Origin of the sequence: [Pseudopropionibacterium] massiliense, assembly GCF_900607225.1 — a bacterium.
Taxonomy (GTDB): Bacteria; Actinomycetota; Actinomycetes; order Propionibacteriales; family Propionibacteriaceae; genus Arachnia; species Arachnia massiliensis.
In genome coordinates this window covers 481,295-500,584 of record NZ_LR027842.1, presented here as the reverse complement: position 1 = coordinate 500,584, position 19,290 = coordinate 481,295, and the positions used below count along the sequence as shown (strand labels likewise).

Genomic DNA, 19,290 nt, shown 5'->3' with positions numbered 1-19,290 from the left:
GAGCCGGGGTGCGGGGGATGCGCGAGCGCGTCGCGGCGATGGGCGGTACCTTCAAGGCGGGACCACGCACCGGCGGCGGCTACGAGGTCAGGGCGCGACTGCCCCTGCCCTCCCAGCTGGGACGGGGCTGGCTGAAGTGAGGAGGAATGGATGATCAGGGTTCTGCTGGCCGACGACCAGTCGCTGGTGCGCAGCGGATTCCGCATGCTGATCGACTCCGCCGATGACATGGAAACCGTCGGCGAGGTCTCGAACGGGGCGGACGCGGTGATGATGGTCAGGTCGCAACCGGTCGACGTGGTGTTGATGGACATCCGCATGCCGATCATGGACGGCACCGAGGCCACCCGCCAGATCACGGAACTCGGCGGGGAGACGAAGGTGCTGGTGCTGACCACCTTCGACCTCGACGAGTACGTCTTCGCGGCCCTGCGCAACGGGGCCTCCGGGTTCCTGCTGAAGGACGCCCTGCCCGACGACCTCCTGGGTGCGATCCGCACCGTCGCCGGGGGTGGGGCCGTGGTGGCACCGACGGCCACGCGGCGCCTGCTGGATCACGTCGCCCCGAAACTGCCGGCCGGCAAACCCCGCGACGACTCCCGGCTCGACGGGCTGACCGAACGGGAACGCGAGGTGCTGATGGAGGTGGCGCACGGCGCCAACAACGCCGAGATCGGTTCCCGCCTCTACATGGCCGAGGGCACCGTCAAGACCCACATCGGCCGGCTGCTGGCCAAGCTCCAGGCCCGCGACCGCGTCGGGCTGGTGCTGATCGCCCACGAGTGCGGGCTGCTGGACTGACACCGACCCCGGCAGTCCGTAGCGCGTGCACGGATCCGGTCCGCCACCCGTGACCCACCGGGCCTGCTGAACCGGCGCCCCCCCTTTCTGAAGCCGGTTGAGCCGGGCCGCGAGGAACGAGCGACCCGAGTCGAAACCACCCCGGACACGCGCAAGAGGTTTCGACACGGCCCACTCGCTGTCGCTCGCAGGCCGGCTCAACCAATTCGAGAAGGGCAACCGGCTCGCGGCCTCTCAGCCGACGATGTCCTCCGCGACCATTCGGGCGGCCGAGGCAGCGGCGTCGGTGGGCTGCTCCTCGGCGGCCAGTTCGGCGGCGATCCGCTCCCGGTAGTTCGACTTCTCCCGTTCCAGGCGCTCCTCGTCCCAGCCGAGGACGGCGGCGGCGATCCCGGCCACCTCGTCGACGGCGGCGCCGCCGCGGTCGCGGGCCTCGGAATTGAGGCGCACCCGGGCGATGAAGATGTCTTCCAGGTGCAGGGCGCCCTCGACGGCGCAGGCGCGGTGGACCTCGGCGCGCAGGAACTGCGGGGCCGCCTCGAGGGGTTTCCCGAGGCTCGGGTCCTCGTCGATCGCGGCGAACAGGTCAGGCAGTTCGGAGCCGTAGCGGCGCACCAGGTGGTGCAGCCGGTCGGCGTCGAAACCGTACTTCACCCCCAGGCGGTATGCCTGGTTCTCGGCCGCGTCGAAGCCGTCGGCGCCCAGCAGCGGCAGCTGCGCCGTCACCGAGGGCCGCGCCTTGGCGAGGGACTGCCCCAGGGCGAAGTTGACGGCGTCCTCGGCCATCACCCGGTAGGTGGTGAGCTTGCCGCCCGCGATGGCCACCATGCCCGGGATCACCTCGGTGACGGTGTGCTCGCGCGAGACCTTCGTCGACTTCGACTCGTCGAGCACCTTCGGCTGGAGCAGCGGCCGCAGCCCGGCGTAGGTGCCGATGATGTCGTCGCGGGTCAGCGGCGGGTCGAGGACCTCGTTGGCGTGGTCCAGCACGTAGTCGATGTCCTCGGAGGTCGGCACGGGGTGCTTGAGCTGTTCGTGCCAGGCGGTGTCGGTGGTGCCGATCACCCAGTAGTGCTGCCACGGGATGATGAACAGCACCGACTTCTCGGTGCGCAGGAACATGCCCGTGGTGGCCTTGAGGCGTTCGCGCGGGATGACGATGTGGATTCCCTTGCTGGCGAGCACCTTCAACCCCCCGGTTCCGCCCGCGAGGTCCTGGGTCTGTTCGGTCCACACGCCGGTGGCGTTGATGATCCGATCGGCCTCGATGGTGAACTCGTTGCCGTTCTCCAGGTCGACGGCCTTCACCCCGCAGGCCCGGCCGCGCCCGTCCTTGAGGACCTCGGTGACCTTGACGCGGCTGGCGGCGGCGGCCCCGTACTTGACGGCGGTGCGGATCAGCGTGATCACGAGGCGGGCGTCGTCGACTCGGGCGTCGTAGAACTCGATGGCGCCGACTAGGGCGTTGCGTTTGATCTCGGGGAAGCGCCGCATGGCCCCGGCCTTGCTGAGGTGGCGCTGGATCGGCACGGTCTTGCGGCCCTTGGAGCCGATGCGCGCGAGGGCGTCGTACATGCCGACGCCGACCGCGGAGTAGGCGCGCTCGATGACGGGGGTTTTCAGCGGCCACAGGAAGGGCTGCGCCTCGACGAGGTGCGGGGCGATCGTGGTCAGCAGCCGACCGCGTTCCCTGAGGGCCTCGGCCACCAGTTTGAAATCGAGGTTGTAGAGGTAGCGGAGTCCGCCGTGCACCAGCCGAGAGGACCGCGACGACGTGCCGGCAGCCCAGTCCTGGGCATCCACGACGGCGGTGCTCAGGCCGCGCGCCGCGGCGTCGAGAGCGATCCCCGCCCCGGTGACACCGCCGCCGATGACGAGGACATCGAATTTCTGGGAGGTCATGGCCTCAAGGGAGGTGGCACGCTGTTCCTGGGACAGAACTGTCATTTGAGGGCTCCTTCGCTCGGTGACCCCAGCCTCCCCCCTTGCACGAATGTTCACAACCCAGTTGCACATTCGTGCACGCCCGTCGGTTTCCGACACGGCGCGCGTGCAAGGACGCCGAAATCATCCCGGATGCCCCGCGACCACTCGGCCGTCGCGCAGCTCAAGGACCTCGTCGGCGCGCGAGATCAGCAGCGGGTCGTGGGTGGCCACCACGGTCGCGGTGCCGCGGATCCGGGTCACCTCGAGGATCAGGTCCATGATCCGCTCCGCGGTCTCGGAGTCGAGCTGCCCGGTCGGTTCGTCGGCGATGAGCACCTCGGGGCGCGCCACCAGGGCCCGCGCCACCCCGACCCGCTGCTGCTGCCCGCCGGACAGCTCCCCCGGCCGCTGCCCGGCGTGACGGATCAGGCCCACCAGTTCGAGGACCTCCGCCACCCGTTCGTCACGTTGCCCGCGTTCCATGCGACGCAGCCGGAGCGGCACCTCGACGTTCTCGGCCGCGGACAGCACGGGGATCAGCCCGAAGTTCTGGAAGACGTAGCCGATGCGGTCGCGCCTGGCGGCGGCCAGTTCAGCCTCGGACAGTTCCGACAGGACGTCATCGCCGAGCAGCACCCGCCCGCTGGTGGGGCGGTCCAGGCCCCCGAGGAGGTTAAGCAGCGTCGTCTTGCCGGAACCCGACGGGCCCCGCACCACGGTGAGACGCCCGGCCCTCACCTCGACGTCCACGCCGGCCAGGGCCTCCACCGCGATCTGCCCTGAACCGTATCTGCGTCCCAGCCCGACGCCCCTGAGCACGCTCATCGGTCCTCTCCTCGCCGCACGGTGATGTGGTCCTCCTCGCCGAGGATCCGCACCCGGTCCTTCAGCCCGAGGCGGATCACGTGTTCCTGCGGGATCTGGACGCGCCCCGCCCTGTCGATCACGGTGTACTCCTCGGTGAGGGTGCTCTCCCGGCCGTCCGGGCCGGTGATCCTGCGGCGGATCACCTCGGTGGAGGTGCGGCCGTCGCGGATGGCGACGGTGCGGCGCACGTGGGAGCTGACGCCCCGGTCGTGGGTGACGATCAACACCGTGGTGCCGAGGTTCTCCGCGGCCCGGCGCATCGCCTCGAGGACCTGCGCGGAGTTCTCCTGGTCCAGTTCCCCGGTCGGTTCGTCGGCGAGCAGCCCCCGGGGGTCGTTGGCCAGCGCCGCGGCGATGGCGACCCGTTGCTGCTGCCCGCCGGACAGCTGCGCGGGACGCCGGTCGGCGCATCCAGAAACGCCCAGCAGCCCCAGGAGTTCCCGCACCCGCCCGTCCCGTTCCCGGCGGCCCGCGATGACCATGGGCAGGGCGACGTTCTCGGCGGCGCTCAGGTAGGGCAGCAGGTTGCTGGAGGTGCGTTGCCGGACGAACCCGGTCACGTGCCGCTGGTAGTCGACCCGCTGGGCGCGGTTCATGGTGGTCAGCTCCACCCCGGCGACACGCGCCCGCCCGCCGGTGGGCCGGTCATTGCCGGACAGGATCCCCAGCAGCGTCGACTTGCCCGACCCGGAGGCCCCCACCAGCGCCACCACGTCGCCCTCGTCGATGCTCAGGTTGAGGCCCTGCAGCGCCTGCACCTCGATCCCGTCTGTCGAGTAGATGCGCACCAGGTCCTCGCACCAGATCTGTGGAACGTTCATTCTTCCTCCCCGATTCGCAGCACCCTGCTCAAACTGGCCCGCCCGGCCGCCCGGGAGCTCACCACGACCGCCGCCGCCGCGCCGCACACCAGCGCCGCCACCACCGCTGCCAGGGCGACGAGGTCCGGGTGCCAGGCGGGCCGGTGGTTTCCCGTGGTCAATCCGCTGAGGTCGAGGCAGGACACCAGCAGCCATCCGGTCCCGAGCCCCAGGCCGACCCCGAGGCTCAGCGCCACCCCGACCAACGGCCCCAGTTCCCAGGCGGTGACGCCCCGGGCCTGTTCACCGGTGGCGCCCATGGTGCGGAGCACCGCCAGCAGCCGCAGCCGGTCGGGACCGCCCATCACCTGAACCAGCAGCACCGCCGCGACCGCGAAGACACCGGCCAGCGCACCGGAGACGGCGAAGATGCGTTGCAGCAGCGACAGGGCCGGGTGAGCCGCCACCGCGGCCAGGCCGTCGGCCGCGGTCAGCACCTGGGCGTAGGGTTCCAGCTCCTGCAGCTGGGCCGCGATGGCCGCGGGATCGACCCCGGGCCCGGTGGCCACCAGCAGGACCGCCGGGGAGCCGGGGCTGCCCCGCCACTGGTCGGTCCTGGCCAGCGCCCAGTCGCCGGTCTCGCCGGCCCCGGGCAGCGCGGGCAGCGATCCGACCAGCCGCGCCCTGCCCAGCTCCGCCAGGGTCGCGGTGCCCCTCCCGATGCCCTCGCTGGTGAGCATCTTAGGTTCGCCGTCCTCCCAGAACTCCCTGGGCGGTTGCGTGTCGACGCCCTGGGCCCAGACCCGCGCGAGCTCGGGTTCGGCCAGCCACAGCCTCACGTCGTGGCCCTTGAGGTCGCGCTGGTTCCCCGTGAAGAACAGCCTCCCGGCGGCCACCACCCCGTCGATGGCCCGCACCTTCGCCAGCAGGTCGTCGGTGATGCGCGGCCCCGACAGTTTCACGGCCGCCCCGACGTCCTGCCAGACCGCAGCCCGGGCGCCGTGGGAGACGGTGCCGAACAGGCCGACGCCGGCCACCGCGACGGCGGCTCCGAGCACCACCGCCATGGCGGGAACCCCACCAGCCGCGGGAGCGCGCAGCGCGCGGGTCGCCCCCAGGAACCCCGTCAGCCCCGGGCCCCGCCGGAACCACCGGACCAACCCGGTCAGGGGAAGCGGGTAGAACCGCAGCGCGGCCACGCACCCTGCGGCCGCCAGGGCCAGCGGGGTGAGGGTCGCGAGCCAGTCGATGCCCGCCTCCGAGCCGGCGTCGCGGGTGAACAGCTGCCAGCAGGCCAGTGCGGCCCCCGCCAGCACGGCCACTTCCGCGGCGATCCGCCAGCGCCCGCCGCCACTTACCGACAGGTCTTTGCGCCCCGTGGGGGTGGTGGCCTCGACGCCCAGCGCCAGCATCGCGGCGGGAAGCAGCCCGGCCAGAATGGTGGGCAGCCACTGCCAGGCGCCGATGTCGAAGGGCACCAGGAGGGTCGCTGCCAGGTGCCCCAGCAACGCGGCGGGCATCCCGGCGAGCAGCCCCCAGCCGGCCGCCCAGGCGCGCAGCTGCCGCGGTGAGGCGCCGCGGGACCGGGTGATGGCCAGCGTCGCCCGGTGTCGTTGCAGCACCATCCGGGCCGCCACCAGCATCAACGCCACCGCCACCCCGACGGGTCCCGCGACCACGACGGCGACCAACGAGGCCGTGGTGCGCTGCTGTTTCACGATCCCGTCGAGCACCTCGGTCAGTCCCGTGTCGAACCGGGCCTCCTGGCGTTTCAGGGCGGGTTCCAGCGCGCCGGCCGGAACCACCTCGCGGACATCGGACTGGAAACCGACGAGCTGGGTGCGCAGCTCGGGCAGCGAAACCCGTCCCGCCGCCAGCGACGCGGCGTCGAGGGGGTACCAGACGAAGAAACCGACCCGGGTCCCGCTCTCGGCCGCGACGTTCAGCAGGTCCTCGGGGGCCATGAAGGCGGCAACGGCGGCGGCGGTGCCGCTGTTGGGATCCACCTCCTGCTCCAGCTGGAGACTCGGGTCGAACCGCCAGCGCGGGGCGGCGGCATCGGCGATGCGCACGGTGCCCACCAGGGCGATGCCCTCGCCCAGCGCGTCACCCGCCCGTTTGCCGATCCGGGCCGCGACGTCGTCGGGAAGCACCACCTCCACGTTCCCGGTCTGCGGCGATACCCCGGGGTGCGGCCAGCGTCCCGAGACCAACTCGAACTGGCTCGTCATCTCGGGGTTGGCGGTCAGGGTGACGCGGACCTGGTAGAACTCGGTTCCCTGCGGGATGAAAACGGACTGACCCCCCAGATGGGCCAGTAGCTGGGGCGACCCGAGCAGGCCGCGCAGCGGTTCGGGTTGCGCGGCGCGCAACCGGTTCAGGGATTCGAACCAGACGCCCCACGGGTCGTCGGTGCCGCTGCCACCCACCGCGACCTCGGTGTCCCACCGGGCGCGGAGATCGCCGCGGACGGCCGAGACCTCCCCCACCCGGGAGGCCAGGTATTCCGCGTCGGCCTGCGCCAGGGCGCGCGGCGCCAGGGTGACCAGCCCCGAAACCACGGCGACGAACAGCGCCAGCAGCGAAGGCGCCCAGATGTCGGCGGTGAGCATGCGGCGCGCCAGCCGGGAGAGTTTCATGGCGTCTCCTCCCGGAGGTGTCCGTCCCGGATCTGCCCGCGGATGACGCGGCCCAGCGCCCACGTCGTCGCCGCGATCAGGAACGCGAAAACGGCCAGCAGCGCACCGGGCCAGGCGGGTTCGATGCGCGGCTCGACGGGCAGCGACATCGTCCCGGGCACGACGACGCCGCTGGCCAGGCCGGCCATCAGGGCCCGGCAGAGCAGCCAGGACGCGCCGGCCCCGAAAGCGGCGGCGAAGACCACGACCCCGAGCAGCTCCAGGACCCGGCCGCGGACCTGGCTCCCGGCGTCGGCGCCGAGGGCGTGCAGCACCGCCACCTGGCCGCGCCGCATCCCGGCCTGGGTGAAGGCCACCGCCCCGATCCCCAGCACCGCCAGCACCACCGATCCCAAGGCCGCCGAACGGAACCGGGACGCGACCAGACGACTGGGGTCGTCGGGGGCGGCCTCCGCCGGCGTGACGGTCACCGTCGAGACCCCGGGCATCCCGCGCAGCCGGTCGGCGGTCTCCCGGGGGTCCTCCCCCGCCGGGGCCAGCCACAGCTGGGAGGGGGCGGGCAGCTCCGCTCCCCGGCTCTCCAGTACCCGCCGGAGCGAACCGGCGTCCACCAGCAGGGCGTTCGACCGGGTCGTCCCGGGAACGGCCTCAACGTTGGCGGCGACCACGGCCAGCAGATGCCGGGAGAAGAGCTGGATCTGAAACTCATCGCCCATCACGAGCCCCGTCTCCTCGGCGAGCCGCGGGGTGATGGCAACCGGCAGGCGCTGCCCGGGCGGCTGCACCCCCAGGCCTTCCGGCAGGCGCTGCCCGGAGACCGCGGCCAGCCCGGGGATGTCGGCGGCGATGGCGGTCAGCGCGACCGGGCCGATCGAGGCCTCCGGGTAGCGCCACACGGGGGTCGAGGGCTGGGAGGCCGACCGCCCCACATCCGCGTCGGCCTCCCGCAGGTCCGCGACCACGGGCGCCCCGGCGGCGAGGTTCCTGAGCCGTTGCTGCAGGGGCGGGGCGGTGCCGTCGTATCCCGCCGCCAGGAGGGTGGTTCCGACGGCCAGCACGGTGGCCACGGCCGCGACGGCGAAGGCCCCCGGGTTCCGCGCCACCTGGGCGGCGGCCAGCGCACCCGTGAGGCCGCGGCCCCGCAGCAGCAGCACCTCGGCGAGACGCGCCAGAGGGCCGAGCAGGGCCACCGCCACCAAGGCGGCCAGCAGCAGGAGCAGCGCGGGGGCCGCGGTGGCCAGCCAGTCGGGAACGGGGCGTTCCCGGTCCCATCGGATGGTCGACCCGACACGCAGCAACTGCGCCGCGGCCAGCCCCGCCCCTCCCGCGATCAACACCAGCGACGTGGCGGCCACCGCGGTCCGCAACCTGCCCGCGCGCAGCCGCGAGGTCTCGTCCCGGTCCGGCCCGCGCAGCCGCCCGGCCCCGGCCAGGGCCACACAACCCAGCACCAGGACCGGGGTGGCGGCCCCACCCACCAGCACCGGAGCCACCGGGACACCACCGAGGAGGGCCAGCACCGCCCACGCCAGACCCGAACCGGCGAGCGAACCCGCCAGGGCCACGACGCCCGCCTCCACCAGGTTGGCGGACAACACCTGACCCCCGGTGGCGCCCCGGCCCAGCAGCTGCGTCGTCTCAGTTTCCCGGGTGGTCGCGAGCAGCCTCGTCACCCGGGAAACGGCCAGCGCGGCGACGATGGCCAGCAACCCCGACGGAATCCAGGACAGGGCCCGCGCCACCGCGAGGTTCCGGGCAGCCGCGGTGGCGGTTTTCTCCAGGTCACCCAGCACCTGCACGCCCCGCACACCAACGTCGCTGGAACGCAGCTGCTGCCTCAGGGCGGTGGCGCCCCGGGCGAGGGGGTCGAGATGTTCCGCCGTGATCCGGGCGGGTTCGGGCCGGATCGTCCACCTGGCGAAGGGCTCCGCCTCGGAGGCTCCCGCGATCACGGCAGGATCAGCGACGAGGTCGTGGGTCACCTCGACCGGAACGTCCTCGAAACACGACCCGATGATGCGCCGCACGGCCTCGTCCTGGGCGGCCGGGTCGGCGGCCCGGCGGGTGACGATCTCGGCGTCGGCCGTCCCGTCGACGCTCAGCGCCCGGCGGGCGGCGGATCCCTCCTCGAGGGCCGCCCGGCCGAGCACCCCGGAAAGGACACCCGCGACGACCGCGGACAACGCCAGGAGCACGGCCAGCAACCCCACGGACCCCTGTGCCCGCCGAGCAAGCCATCGCCACCCCGACAACATGACAGGACTGTAGAGGACCACGACAGGGTTTCCAATGGAAACCTTGCCGTGGGGGTTTGTTCATGGACCGCGCGCCGACCGGCACAGCTCTCGATCAGCGCGGGCGTGAGGGTGACCGTGAACAAGTTCGATCGTTGAACAGCTGGGCAGCGCTGCATTTCGCCCGGTCTCAGCGAGGGTGATGGGCCAGATGGGCGGCCAGGTAGCGGCCGGTGGCGCTGCCGGTCGAGCCGCTATCGGCGGAAACCCGTGCGGGTGTGCCGGTGGCAATGACCCGTCCGCCGGCCTCCCCACCACCCGGCCCCATGTCGATGAGCCAGTCGGCGTTGGCGATCATGTCGAAGTCGTGTTCGATGACGAGCACGGTGGCCCCGGTCTTCACGAGCCGGTCCAGGATCCCGAGCAGGACGCGCACGTCCAGTGGATGCAGGCCGATGCTGGGCTCGTCGAGCACGAACACGGTTCCGTGCTGGTCGCGTCCCAGGTCCGTGGAGAGCTTGAGACGTTGCGCCTCGCCGCCGGACAGGGCCGTCGTCGTCTCTCCAAGGGTGAGGTACCCCAGCCCCAGATCGGCCAGCAGACGCAGGTGACGCCGCACCTTCGGGAGATCTGAGCATGCCTGCTCCGCCTGCTCCACCGTCAGGGCGAGCAGCTCGGGCAGGGACAGGGCGTCGGTGTCCGTCCCGTCGGCCGGGACCCGACGGACGGCGTGGGCCTGCTCGCCGTAGCGGGAGCCCGAGCACCGAGGGCAGACGATGTCGACATCGGGCAGGAACTGGACATCGAGAACGATCTGGCCGGTGCCGTCGCAGTGCTCGCAGCGCAGGGAACCGGTGTTGTAGGAGAAGTCGCCTGTCTTCAGGCCCGCCTCCTTGGAGGCCGGGGTGCGCGCGTAGGTACGCCGCAGCTCGTCCATGACCCCGGAGTAGGTGGCCACCGTCGAACGGACGTTCGTGCCGATGGGTGAGGCGTCGACGACGACCACCCGGCGGGTGTCGCGGGCATCGATCGAAGTGACCGGGTCGGGCAGGGGTGTGTCCTCGGCCAGGGACCGCAGCGCGGGGACGAGGGCCTCCAGGACGAGGGTGGTCTTGCCGGAGCCCGATACACCGGTGACGGCGGTCAGCCGCTGCTCGGGGATGGCGACGTCGAGCGCGTGGACGGTGTGGATCGGGGCGGTTTCCAGGTGGATGGCGCCGTGGTCGAAGACCTTCCCGGCCGGTGCCTGCTCGCGGCAGAGGACGTCGGCGTCACCGGTGATGAACGGGGCGATGCGACTGGACGGCGACGATATCGCCTCCGCCACGGGGGCGTTCACGACGATCTCGCCGCCCTCACGTCCCGAGCCCGGGCCGATCTCCATGAGCCAGTCGGCCTCCCGCAGCAGCGCCACGTCGTGGTCGACGACCAGCACCGAGTTGCCGTCGGCGAGCAGGTCCCGCACCAGGCCGGTCAGGCCTGCGAGGTTGGCCGGGTGCAGACCGATGCTGGGTTCGTCGAGGATGTAGAGCACGCCGGTGGTGCGGTTGCGCACGGCCCGGGTGAGCTGGACGCGCTGGCGTTCCCCGGTGGACAGGGTGGATGACGCCCGGTCCAGCGACAGGTATCCCAGGCCGAGGTCGAGCAGGCGGCGGGCGGTGGTAGCCAGCTCGTCGATGATCTGGCGGGCCATGGCGACGAGTTCGTCCGGCATGGTGTCCACAATGCCGGCGGTCCATTCGACGAGGTCGCTCAGCGCCATGGCGCAGGCCTCATCCAGGCCGAGGCCACGCACCGTGGTGGAGCGCGCCCGCTCTGACAGGCGGCTGCCGTGGCAGGCCGGGCACCTCGCCTCGTGGAGGAATCTCCCCACGCGCCTCATACCCCGCTCGTCCTTCACCTTGGACAGCGCGTTCTCCACAGTGTGCACCGCGCTGTAGTAGGTGAAATCCATCTCGGCGGCCATGTCGGTTTTCTCGTTGACGTAGAGGATGTGCCTCTTCTCGGCTGGGCCGTGCAACACGATCTCCCGCTCCTGAGCTGTCAGCTCCCGGAACGGGACATCCGTGCGCACGCCCATCTCCCGGGCGATGTCCTTCATGAGCGACCACATCAGGGTCTGCCAGGGCGCGACCGCGCCCTCGTCGATGGAGAGCGACTCGTCGGGCACCAGGGTCGATTCGTCCACCGTCCGCACCACACCCGTACCCTCACAGCGGGGGCAGGCGCCGTCGGAGTTGAAGGCGAAGGATTCGGCACCCGGCTGGGTGAACTCAACCCCGCAGGTGGTGCAGTGCAGGGGCAGGTCGAGGGCGACGTCGATGGTCGGCTCGTTGAGATGACCATTCGGGCACATGTGGTGGCCCAGGCGGGAATAGGCCAGGCGCAGTGAGTTGAGCACCTCGGTGGACGTGCCGAAGGTGGAACGCACCCCGGGCACGGGCGGGCGCTGATGCAGGGCCAGGGCGGCGGGCACGTGCAGGATCTCGTCGACGTCGGGGCGCGCCGCCTGGGTCAGGCGCCGGCGCGTGTATGTGGACAGTGACTCCAGGTAGCGGCGTGCGCCCTCGGCGTAGAGCACTCCCAGTGCGAGCGATGACTTGCCCGAACCGGACACGCCGGCGACAGCCACGAACTTTCCCAACGGCACCTCGACATCGATGTTCTTGAGATTGTGCACGCGGGCCCCGACCACGCTGATCGCGGTGGGAACGGAAGGAGGGTTTCCAGCCATGCGCGTGAGACTACGCGTCCTCCACACGGACGGGAACGCTCCGCACCATCGGGCGCGGAGGTTCCGTCTCCTGCACGTGCGATGCCCCGCGGGCGAGGACAAGACGACTCCACAATGTGATGATGCGGTGATGCTACTGTGTTCTCATGCGAACGACACTGGACATCGATGACGACGTTCTCGCCGTCGCGAGGGAGAAGGCGCGGCGCGAGGGCACCTCCCTGGGCCGTGCCGTGTCGGACTATGCGCTGCGCGGGATTCACAGTGGCGGACCGGACTCCGGCTCTCGCGGGGTCCCGGTCTTCACGCCCCCTCAGGGGAGCCAGGCCCATACGGTGACCCTGGACCGGGTCGAGAGATACCGCGATGGCGACGAGTGAGCGAACACTGCGCCTGCTCGACATCAACGTGATGATCGCGCTTTCGCTGGCCAATCACGTTCATCACAAGGCCGCCACCAGCTGGTTCGAGGACGTCGACGCGTGGGCCACGTGCTCGATCACCGAGTCCGCGTATTGCAGGCTCCTGCTCAACCCGCGGGTCACGGGGTTCGAACTCGGGGTTTCAGAGGTCTTCGACGCCCTGAGAATGTTCTGTTCGGTCAGCGGGCACGAGTTCATCGAGGACTCGGCATCGCTGACCTCTCCTGCCATCGATGTCAGCGGGATTGTCGGATACCGTCAGGTCACGGACTTCCACCTCGTGGATCTCGCGGCGCGCCGTGGAGCAGTGCTGTCGACACTGGATACCCGGATTCCCCCTGCTCTCGCCGATGGCGATCGCCACTTCGTCGAGGTCATCCCCGTCGACTGAGGGGACGCACCAGTCGGGATGAGTCGGCGTGTTCTCGTACCGGACCGTACCGGTCACGATGGTGGGACGCCGGATCACCCGTTCCGGTGCGCGAGGACTTCCACGACGGGAAGGAGACCCACGACGTGGCCTGCATGGTGATCATCCGGCTCGCCGCCCTGCTCGAACGCCCCGAGTTCGAACCCCGCATGGAAGCGGTCACCCAGCAGGAGCGCCTCGCCATCCGCACAACACGCAACATTGCGGCCCGCACCGGATATCGGTCCATGAACGACGACCTGTTCTGGCTCGCCGTCACGCAACGGGCCCCCGCCATACTGGACCGGCCCCGCGGACGGTGACAGCCTCCCCCCACCCGCGCGGGAGACGAAGGTCGTGCGATCGAGATCAATGAGTTCCTGCACCAGCGGGTGCGGGATTCCCGCTCCCGGCCGCACGGAATGCGCTCGTGGGCGAGAGCGGGACCGCTGGTGGGGTCTCCGGTGTGAACAATCCCGGCCGGCGATGCCGTGCCGGGGCGCCGGTGCGGCCGGTCAGCGGGCCGGGGTTCCCACCAGCGACTGGTAGGCCGTGGCGCGTCCCGGATCGCCGTCGCCCGCGGGTTCTTCCCGCGCGGGCTCCCCGGGGGTGGGCTGAGGAGCCGGTTCGGGTTCGTCGCCGAACATGGAACGGCGACCCTCGAAGGCCCTGCCGAGGGTGATCTGGTCGGCGTACTCGAGGTCCCCGCCGACGGGCAGCCCGGAGGCGGGCCGGGTGACCCGCACCCCGAAGTCGCGCAGCATCCGTCCCAGGTAGGAGGCCGTCGCCTCGCCCTCGGTGTCGGGGTCGGTGGCGAGGATCACCTCGGTGACGGTCCCGTCGGCGAGGCGCTGGAACAGCTCCCGGGTGTGCAGGTCACCGGGGCCGCGGCCGTCGATCGGGGAGATCGACCCGCCCAGCACGTGGTAGGTGCCGCGGAACTCGCCGGTGCGTTCGATGGCGACCACGTCCTTCGACTCTTCCACCACGCACAGCAGCGACCGGTCGCGGCGCGGGTCGCGGCACACCCGGCAACGGGTTTCCTGCGACACGTTGAAACACACCTCGCAGAACCGCGCGGCCTCCTTGACGCGCCGCAGCACGTCGGCGAGCTGGAAGACCTCCTCCTCGGGTGCGTCGAGCAGGTGGAAGGCGATGCGCTGCGCGCCGCGCGGGCCGATGCCGGGCAGGCGGCTCAGCTCGTCGATCAGGTCCTGGATGGGGCCCTCGTACAACTCAGAAACCCATTCCCGGGATCTGGGGAGTGGCGGAGGCGGCCGCCGACTCCACCTGCTGGCGCGCCGACCGGAAGGCGGCGACGATCAGGGCGGACAGGCTCTCGGTGTCCTCCGGGTCGCAGGCGGCGGGCGCGATGGTCACGTCCAGCAGCTCGCCCAGCCCGTTGAGCTTCACCGTGACGAGATCACCACCCGCGGAGGCCTCGAACTCCCTGGAGACCAGGTTGTCGCGGGCGGCGAGCATCTGTTCCTGCATCTGCTGGGCCTGGGCCAGCAGCGCGTTCATGTCGAATCCTTCGGTCATGGCGTCCTTCCGTCGCACTCAATGATAAGAGGTCCCACGGACAAGCGAGTTCTCCCGCACGCCTATCGAACCCCCAAAACCGGTTGAACCGGGCCGCGACGAAGGAGCAGTCCGAGTCGAAACCCCTCCCGAAGCTGGTTGAGCCAGCACGTGAGCGAAGCGAACGGCTGAGTCGAAACCACTGCTGACACCCGGTAGCCAGAACCCGCCCCAAGTTCCCCAGACACGCGCACGAGGTTTCGACACGACCAGCTCGCTGACGCTCGCAGGCCGGCTCAACCAACTTCCCTCCCCACAAGCCGGTTGAGCCGGGCCGCGAGGAACGAGCAGCCCGAGTCGAAACCACCGACACCCGAACAACAGACCCGACCACAAGTCCCCGGACACGCGCAAGAGGTTTCGACACGGCCCACTCGCTGACGCTCGCAGGCCGGCTCAACCGGCTTCGATGAGTCAGATCAGCCGGGCGGGTCCTCGGTGATGATCTCGGCCCCCAGCTCGTCGGCGAGGAGCTTGGCGGCCAGTTCGTCGGCGTTCTCCAGGCTCTGGTCGTCCTCGGCGATCTCGGGTTCGGGATCGGGTTCCGGGGGGGTGGGTGGTGTCGGTTCGGGCCTGCGACGCGGCTGCCTGGGCTCCGGCGGGGGTTCATGCCTCCGCTCCCCCCGTTCCGGGGTGGGGCGGCCTCTGCTCCCGGCGGGCGGGGCGTTCGTTGGTTCCGGACATCACGGCCTGGATGCGCACCTCGACGCCTATGACCGCGACGATGGCCTGGATCAGCAGGTCCACCACCCCGGAGGAGGAGAAGTTCTCCCTGGCCCCTGCGTCACTGAAACCGAGCAGCAGCTGCCCGTCGGTGACGTCCAGCACCTGCGCGTGCTTGCTGAGCATCATGTGGGCGAACCGGCGGCGGCGTTTCACGTCCTCCAGGACGCTGGGCCACACCTGCCGCAGCTCCGGCGTGGTCAGTGTGCGCCCGCCCTGGGCCGGGCGCGGCGCCTCCGGCGCGGGCTGCGGGGGGCGCTGGGGGGGGGGGTCTGCGCGCCGGCGGGCGGGCACCGGCCGGGCGGCGCTGCGGCCCGCCGGCGGGGCTACCGGGGCGGCTGTGCGGGCTCCGGTTGCGACCGTTGCCGCTGCTGCGGCGCGGCGGGCTCGGGCCGGGGGGCCTGGTCGGGTCGCGGATCCGGGGCGGGGCGCCGGGGTGCCGTCTGCCGGTCCTGCTGGGGCGCCTGCCGAGGCAGCTGTTCCTGCTGCGCCGGCGTGGACGCACCGTCGCCGATCATCCCGACCCGCCTCTCCAGGCGGTCCATGCGGGCGTGGAGGCCGCGTTCGTCGGTGTCGGCGCCGGGCAGCAGCACCCGGGCGCACATCAGTTCCAGGTGGAGGCGGGGCGCGGTGGTGCCGCGCATGGCCGTCAGACCGTCGGCGATCACCTCGGCGGCGCGGGTCAGTTCCCCCGCCCCCATGCCCGCGACCTGCGTGGCGAGGCGCTGCGCCTGGTCCGCGGAGACCTCCAGCATGCCGTTCTCGGCGGCCTGCGGCACGGCGGCGAGGATGACGAGGTCCCGCAGCCGCCGCAGCAGGTCCTCGGCGAACCGGCGGGGGTCCTGGCCGATCTCGATGATCTTGTCGATGCTGCGGAACACCCCCGCCGCGTCCCCCGCGGCGAAGGCGTCGACGATCTCGTCCAGCAGCGCGTCCGGGGTGAATCCGAGCAGCGCCGCCGCCTGGTCGTGGGAGACGCCCTCCGGCCCGGCGCCGCCGAGCAGCTGGTCCAGTACCGACAGGGAGTCCCGCACCGACCCGCCGCCCGCGCGCACCACCAGCGGCAGGGCCGACGGCTCCACCGCCACTCCCTCCGTGGCGCAGATCCCGGCCAGGTACTCGCCGAGCAGGCGCGGCGGCACCAGGCGGAACGGGTAGTGGTGGGTGCGCGACCGGATGGTGCCGATGACCTTCTCCGGTTCCGTGGTGGCGAAGACGAACTTCGCGTGCGGCGGGGGTTCCTCGACGAGTTTCAGCAGCGCGTTGAAACCCGCGGTGGTGACCATGTGGGCCTCGTCGACGATGTAGATCTTGTAGCGGCTGTGCACCGGGGCGAAGAAGGCGCGTTCCCTGAGGTCGCGGGCGTCCTCGACACCGCCGTGGCTGGCGGCGTCGATCTCGATCACGTCGATGCTGCCGGGGCCGCCGCGCGCCAGGTCCTGGCAGGAGCGGCAGACCCCGCAGGGTGTGGACGTGGGGCCCTGTTCGCAGTTGAGGCAGCGCGCCAGGATGCGGGCGGAGGTGGTCTTGCCGCAGCCGCGCGGCCCGGAGAACAGGTAGGCGTGGTTGACGCGGTTGTTGTCCAGGGCCCGCATCAGGGGCACGGTGACGTGGTCCTGGCCGATCACCTCGGCGAACGAGTCCGGGCGGTAGCGCCGGTAGAGCGCCAGCGGTGGGGGCGCGGCCTCGGCGCGTGTCCGCTGGTCGTCCGCGACCGGGTTCGGCGGCGCCGCGGACGCGGGGGCCGCCGGTTCCTCGTCCCCGGGCTCGTCGAAGAGGCCCGGCCCCTCCTGCTCGAAGGCGGGCTCGTCGAGGTATCCCTCGTCCAGGGGTGCGTACTCGTCCTCGGGTTCGCCGTCGTACTCGTCTTCCACGCGCTCAACTGTATTGGAGGCCACCGACACTTTCCCGTCGACCACGTTTCTCCCCCGGGATCGGTGAGCCGGATCGCGGGCACCGGCGGACAGTCCGTGTCGGAACCATCCACCGGCCGGGCAGCAGTCCTGCCTGTGGGAGGACAAGGCCCCGCCCCGGGGATCTCCTCAACCCAATATGTTATTCAATAACAGTTAGCTGCTAACATATGAGGGTGAGATCCGTCCCCACCCGAACCCGGGCCCGGCTCCGGGAGACCGCCTTGGACCTGTTCCACCGGCACGGCTATGCCCAGACCTCCGTCACGCAGATCGCAAGAGCCGCGGGGGTTTCCCACATGACCTTCTTCCGGCACTTCCCCACCAAGGAGTCCGTGGTCGTCGGCGACCTGTTCGACCCCCTCATCGCGGCCGCGGCCGCCGCCCAGCCCGAAGAACTCCCGCCCCTGGAACGCGCCGTGCGCGGATTGCTCGCCGCCCTCGACGACCCCGCCGCCGAGGCCGAGCTGGGCTCACAGGAGTTCCGGGAACGCATCGAGCTGATCGCCGCCACCGACTCGCTGCGGTCGGCGGCATGGGCCTCCGGGCAGGCCACCCGGGACGCGATCCGCGAGGCGTTGACGACGCAGGACACCAGGCCTCGCGAGGCCTGCGTGGCAGCGGGGGCCGTGATCGGTGCCGCGACGTCCCTGCTCCTGGCCTGGGCGGATGAACCGGCGGACGAACCGGCGATCCAGGCCCTGCGGGAGGGTCTGGAGCTCCTGCTGGGAGAGGCGCGGTGAGTCCCGCGCTGGCTCTCCGGGGCATCACCCGCGACCTGCGAGGCCGACGGGTTCTCGACGACCTGGATCTGTTCGTCAACCCCGGCGAGTGCCTGGCACTGGTGGGCTTGAACGGCGCCGGGAAGACGACCGCCCTGCGCGTCGCCCTGGGCATGCTGCGGCCCGGATCCGGGAGCGCCGAGGTCCTGGGGCACGACGCCCGGACCTCCGGCGGTGAACCGTGGGGCGCGGTCGGGCACCTGGTGGAGATCCCGTTCTCCTATCCCGAGCTGACGGCCCGGCAGAACATCCTCGCCTCCGTCGCACTGCACGGCCACGATCCCCGGCACGTCGCGGATCACATCGCCGGACTCGCCGATCTTCTCGGGCTGGGCGACTGGCTGGACGTCCCGGCACGTCGTCTGTCGCTGGGTACCCGGCAGAAGGTCGGGTTGGTGGCGGCCATGGCCCACCGACCCCGGTTGCTGGTCCTCGACGAACCGACGAACGCCCTCGACCCGCTGGCCACCGCCGGGCTGCGCGGGATCATCGCGGATCTGACCCGTGACGGCGTGGCCGTTCTGGTGACGAGCCACCACTTCGACGAGCTGGCGCGGATCGCGCATCGCGTCGACGTGCTGCACGCCGGTCGCGTCATCGACTCCCTCACCCCCACGGGACCCGATCTGGAGGCCAGGTTCTTCCGGACCGTGCTGGCCGCCGAAGAGCACGAGGAGAAGGAGAGGAAACGATGATCCCCGGACACCTGTTGGGCATAGAGGCCCGGAAACTCACACGGTCGGCCGTGACCCGGGTGGCGACGGCAACTACCCTGGTCCTGGTGGTGGCCACCTCCGCGGGCGGGTATGCGGCCGCGACGATGGCCCGCGACACCCAGGTGGGCACGAAGGCGGCCGGGCTCATGACCACCGACGGCTGGTCCGGTTTGACGGGGCTGGCGGCCATGGGAACCGGGGTCGCCGTGCTGCTCGCCGCCGGGATCGTCGCGTCCTGGCTGGTGGGCCGGGAGTTCACCGATGGCACCGTGGTGGGTCTGTTCGCCCTTCCTGTCGGCCCGGGCACGATCGCTCTGGCGAAACTGCTCGTCATCACCGCATGGTCCGCGGCGCTGGCCGTCGCATCCGGCGCACTGACAGCCCTGGCGGGCATCTGCCTGGGCCTGCCCGTCACCGGGGCTGCAGGCTGCGCGGGAGCCATCACCCTGGTCGGTGTACTCCTCGGGGCCGGTGCGCTGCCCATGGCGTGGTTCGCGACCCTCGGACGCGGCTACCTGGCGGGGATCGCGGCCGCCCTGGGGATCGTGATCGTCACCAACCTGGCCACCGGTCTCGGCATCGGGGATCTCATCCCGTGGGCGACTCCCGTCCTGTGGGCCACCCCGGGCGGCAACACACCGCCCCTCGCCCTACTACTCCCACTGGCGGCGGGCCTCGCAGGAACCATCCTCACGACGCGGTCCTGGGGTCGGCTGGAGCTGGGAAATCGCTGACAATCCCGC

General features: G+C 71.4%; 14 protein-coding genes and 2 pseudogenes. 7 read left to right on the top strand and 9 right to left on the bottom strand.

What is annotated here, in order from left to right; all coding sequences use genetic code 11:
• Positions 1–150 precede the first annotated feature (150 nt).
• Positions 151–801 (top strand): response regulator, encoded by a 651-nt coding sequence (locus E0E39_RS02125; RefSeq protein ID WP_130873270.1) that lies wholly within the window; start codon positions 151–153, stop codon positions 799–801.
• 234 nt (positions 802–1,035) lie between these two features.
• On the opposite strand, the gene E0E39_RS02120 is transcribed toward E0E39_RS02125, so the two are convergent.
• The 6 genes from E0E39_RS02120 to E0E39_RS02095 all read right to left on the bottom strand — a co-directional run bounded on the left by E0E39_RS02120 (position 1,036) and on the right by E0E39_RS02095 (position 12,001).
• Complete coding sequence (locus E0E39_RS02120; protein ID WP_130873269.1) at positions 1,036–2,748, bottom strand: glycerol-3-phosphate dehydrogenase/oxidase; 1,713 nt, start codon at positions 2,746–2,748, stop codon at positions 1,036–1,038.
• Positions 2,749–2,868: 120 nt separating this feature from the next.
• The gene (locus E0E39_RS02115) at positions 2,869–3,552 is read right to left on the bottom strand and encodes an ABC transporter ATP-binding protein (protein WP_014847451.1); all 684 of its coding nucleotides are present in this window, start codon (positions 3,550–3,552) and stop codon (positions 2,869–2,871) included.
• Complete coding sequence (locus tag E0E39_RS02110) at positions 3,549–4,415, bottom strand: ABC transporter ATP-binding protein (protein WP_130873268.1); 867 nt, start codon at positions 4,413–4,415, stop codon at positions 3,549–3,551. The genes E0E39_RS02115 and E0E39_RS02110 overlap by 4 nt, the downstream gene beginning before the upstream one ends.
• Positions 4,412–7,033, bottom strand: coding sequence for an FtsX-like permease family protein (locus E0E39_RS02105; RefSeq protein WP_130873267.1), 2,622 nt, complete (start codon positions 7,031–7,033; stop codon positions 4,412–4,414). The genes E0E39_RS02110 and E0E39_RS02105 overlap by 4 nt, the downstream gene beginning before the upstream one ends.
• A complete protein-coding gene (locus E0E39_RS02100; RefSeq protein ID WP_130873266.1) occupies positions 7,030–9,288 on the bottom strand; it encodes a hypothetical protein in 2,259 nt (752 codons plus the stop codon). Before E0E39_RS02100 ends, E0E39_RS02105 begins: the two co-directional genes overlap by 4 nt.
• 169 nt (positions 9,289–9,457) lie before the next feature.
• On the bottom strand, positions 9,458–12,001 hold the full coding sequence (locus E0E39_RS02095) for an excinuclease ABC subunit UvrA (RefSeq protein ID WP_130873265.1): 2,544 nt from the start codon (positions 11,999–12,001) through the stop codon (positions 9,458–9,460).
• A gap of 146 nt (positions 12,002–12,147) precedes the next feature.
• On the opposite strand from E0E39_RS02095, the gene E0E39_RS02090 reads away from it, so the two are divergent.
• The 3 genes from E0E39_RS02090 (at position 12,148) to E0E39_RS02080 (ending at position 13,155) form a co-directional block, all read left to right on the top strand.
• Positions 12,148–12,381, top strand: coding sequence for a DUF2191 domain-containing protein (locus tag E0E39_RS02090; RefSeq protein ID WP_130873264.1), 234 nt, complete (start codon positions 12,148–12,150; stop codon positions 12,379–12,381).
• The gene (locus tag E0E39_RS02085; protein ID WP_130873263.1) at positions 12,368–12,814 is read left to right on the top strand and encodes a TA system VapC family ribonuclease toxin; all 447 of its coding nucleotides are present in this window, start codon (positions 12,368–12,370) and stop codon (positions 12,812–12,814) included. The genes E0E39_RS02090 and E0E39_RS02085 overlap by 14 nt, the downstream gene beginning before the upstream one ends.
• Positions 12,815–12,900: 86 nt before the next feature.
• A complete protein-coding gene (locus E0E39_RS02080) occupies positions 12,901–13,155 on the top strand; it encodes a hypothetical protein (RefSeq protein WP_207302384.1) in 255 nt (84 codons plus the stop codon).
• A gap of 330 nt (positions 13,156–13,485) precedes the next feature.
• Here E0E39_RS02080 and recR read toward each other — a convergent pair.
• The 3 genes and pseudogenes from recR to E0E39_RS02065 form a co-directional block, all read right to left on the bottom strand.
• Positions 13,486–14,067, bottom strand: a pseudogene (gene recR, locus E0E39_RS02075) (recombination mediator RecR); the annotation flags it as partial.
• 1 nt (position 14,068) lies between these two features.
• Entirely contained in the window at positions 14,069–14,356 is a 288-nt protein-coding gene (locus E0E39_RS02070) for a YbaB/EbfC family nucleoid-associated protein (RefSeq protein WP_245988168.1), read from the bottom strand.
• 813 nt (positions 14,357–15,169) lie between these two features.
• Positions 15,170–17,055 (bottom strand): annotated as a pseudogene (locus tag E0E39_RS02065) (DNA polymerase III subunit gamma and tau); the annotation flags it as partial.
• A 170-nt stretch (positions 17,056–17,225) separates the two neighbouring features.
• Between E0E39_RS02065 and E0E39_RS02060 the strand changes: the two are divergent.
• From E0E39_RS02060 to E0E39_RS02050, 3 genes are read left to right on the top strand one after another with little or no spacing between them, the layout of a single operon-like run.
• Positions 17,226–17,792: a TetR/AcrR family transcriptional regulator gene (locus tag E0E39_RS02060; protein ID WP_244926076.1), complete on the top strand. Its 567-nt coding sequence runs from the start codon at positions 17,226–17,228 to the stop codon at positions 17,790–17,792.
• A complete protein-coding gene (locus E0E39_RS02055; protein ID WP_130873260.1) occupies positions 17,789–18,526 on the top strand; it encodes an ABC transporter ATP-binding protein in 738 nt (245 codons plus the stop codon). Before E0E39_RS02060 ends, E0E39_RS02055 begins: the two co-directional genes overlap by 4 nt.
• Positions 18,523–19,281, top strand: a complete 759-nt coding sequence (locus tag E0E39_RS02050; RefSeq protein WP_130873259.1) for an ABC transporter permease — start codon at positions 18,523–18,525, stop codon at positions 19,279–19,281. Before E0E39_RS02055 ends, E0E39_RS02050 begins: the two co-directional genes overlap by 4 nt.
• Positions 19,282–19,290 lie beyond the last annotated feature (9 nt).

What these genes read in the sequence shown, in the direction of transcription:
- E0E39_RS02125 (WP_130873270.1), top strand. Translation starts at nt 151, where the DNA reads ATGATCAGGGTTCTGCTGGCCGACGACCAGTCGCTGGTGCGCAGCGGA.
- E0E39_RS02120 (WP_130873269.1), bottom strand. Translation starts at nt 2,748, where the DNA reads ATGACAGTTCTGTCCCAGGAACAGCGTGCCACCTCCCTTGAGGCCATG.
- E0E39_RS02115 (WP_014847451.1), bottom strand. Translation starts at nt 3,552, where the DNA reads ATGAGCGTGCTCAGGGGCGTCGGGCTGGGACGCAGATACGGTTCAGGG.
- E0E39_RS02110 (WP_130873268.1), bottom strand. Translation starts at nt 4,415, where the DNA reads ATGAACGTTCCACAGATCTGGTGCGAGGACCTGGTGCGCATCTACTCG.
- E0E39_RS02105 (WP_130873267.1), bottom strand. Translation starts at nt 7,033, where the DNA reads ATGAAACTCTCCCGGCTGGCGCGCCGCATGCTCACCGCCGACATCTGG.
- E0E39_RS02100 (WP_130873266.1), bottom strand. Translation starts at nt 9,288, where the DNA reads ATGTTGTCGGGGTGGCGATGGCTTGCTCGGCGGGCACAGGGGTCCGTG.
- E0E39_RS02095 (WP_130873265.1), bottom strand. Translation starts at nt 12,001, where the DNA reads ATGGCTGGAAACCCTCCTTCCGTTCCCACCGCGATCAGCGTGGTCGGG.
- E0E39_RS02090 (WP_130873264.1), top strand. Translation starts at nt 12,148, where the DNA reads ATGCGAACGACACTGGACATCGATGACGACGTTCTCGCCGTCGCGAGG.
- E0E39_RS02085 (WP_130873263.1), top strand. Translation starts at nt 12,368, where the DNA reads ATGGCGACGAGTGAGCGAACACTGCGCCTGCTCGACATCAACGTGATG.
- E0E39_RS02070 (WP_245988168.1), bottom strand. Translation starts at nt 14,356, where the DNA reads ATGAACGCGCTGCTGGCCCAGGCCCAGCAGATGCAGGAACAGATGCTC.
- E0E39_RS02050 (WP_130873259.1), top strand. Translation starts at nt 18,523, where the DNA reads ATGATCCCCGGACACCTGTTGGGCATAGAGGCCCGGAAACTCACACGG.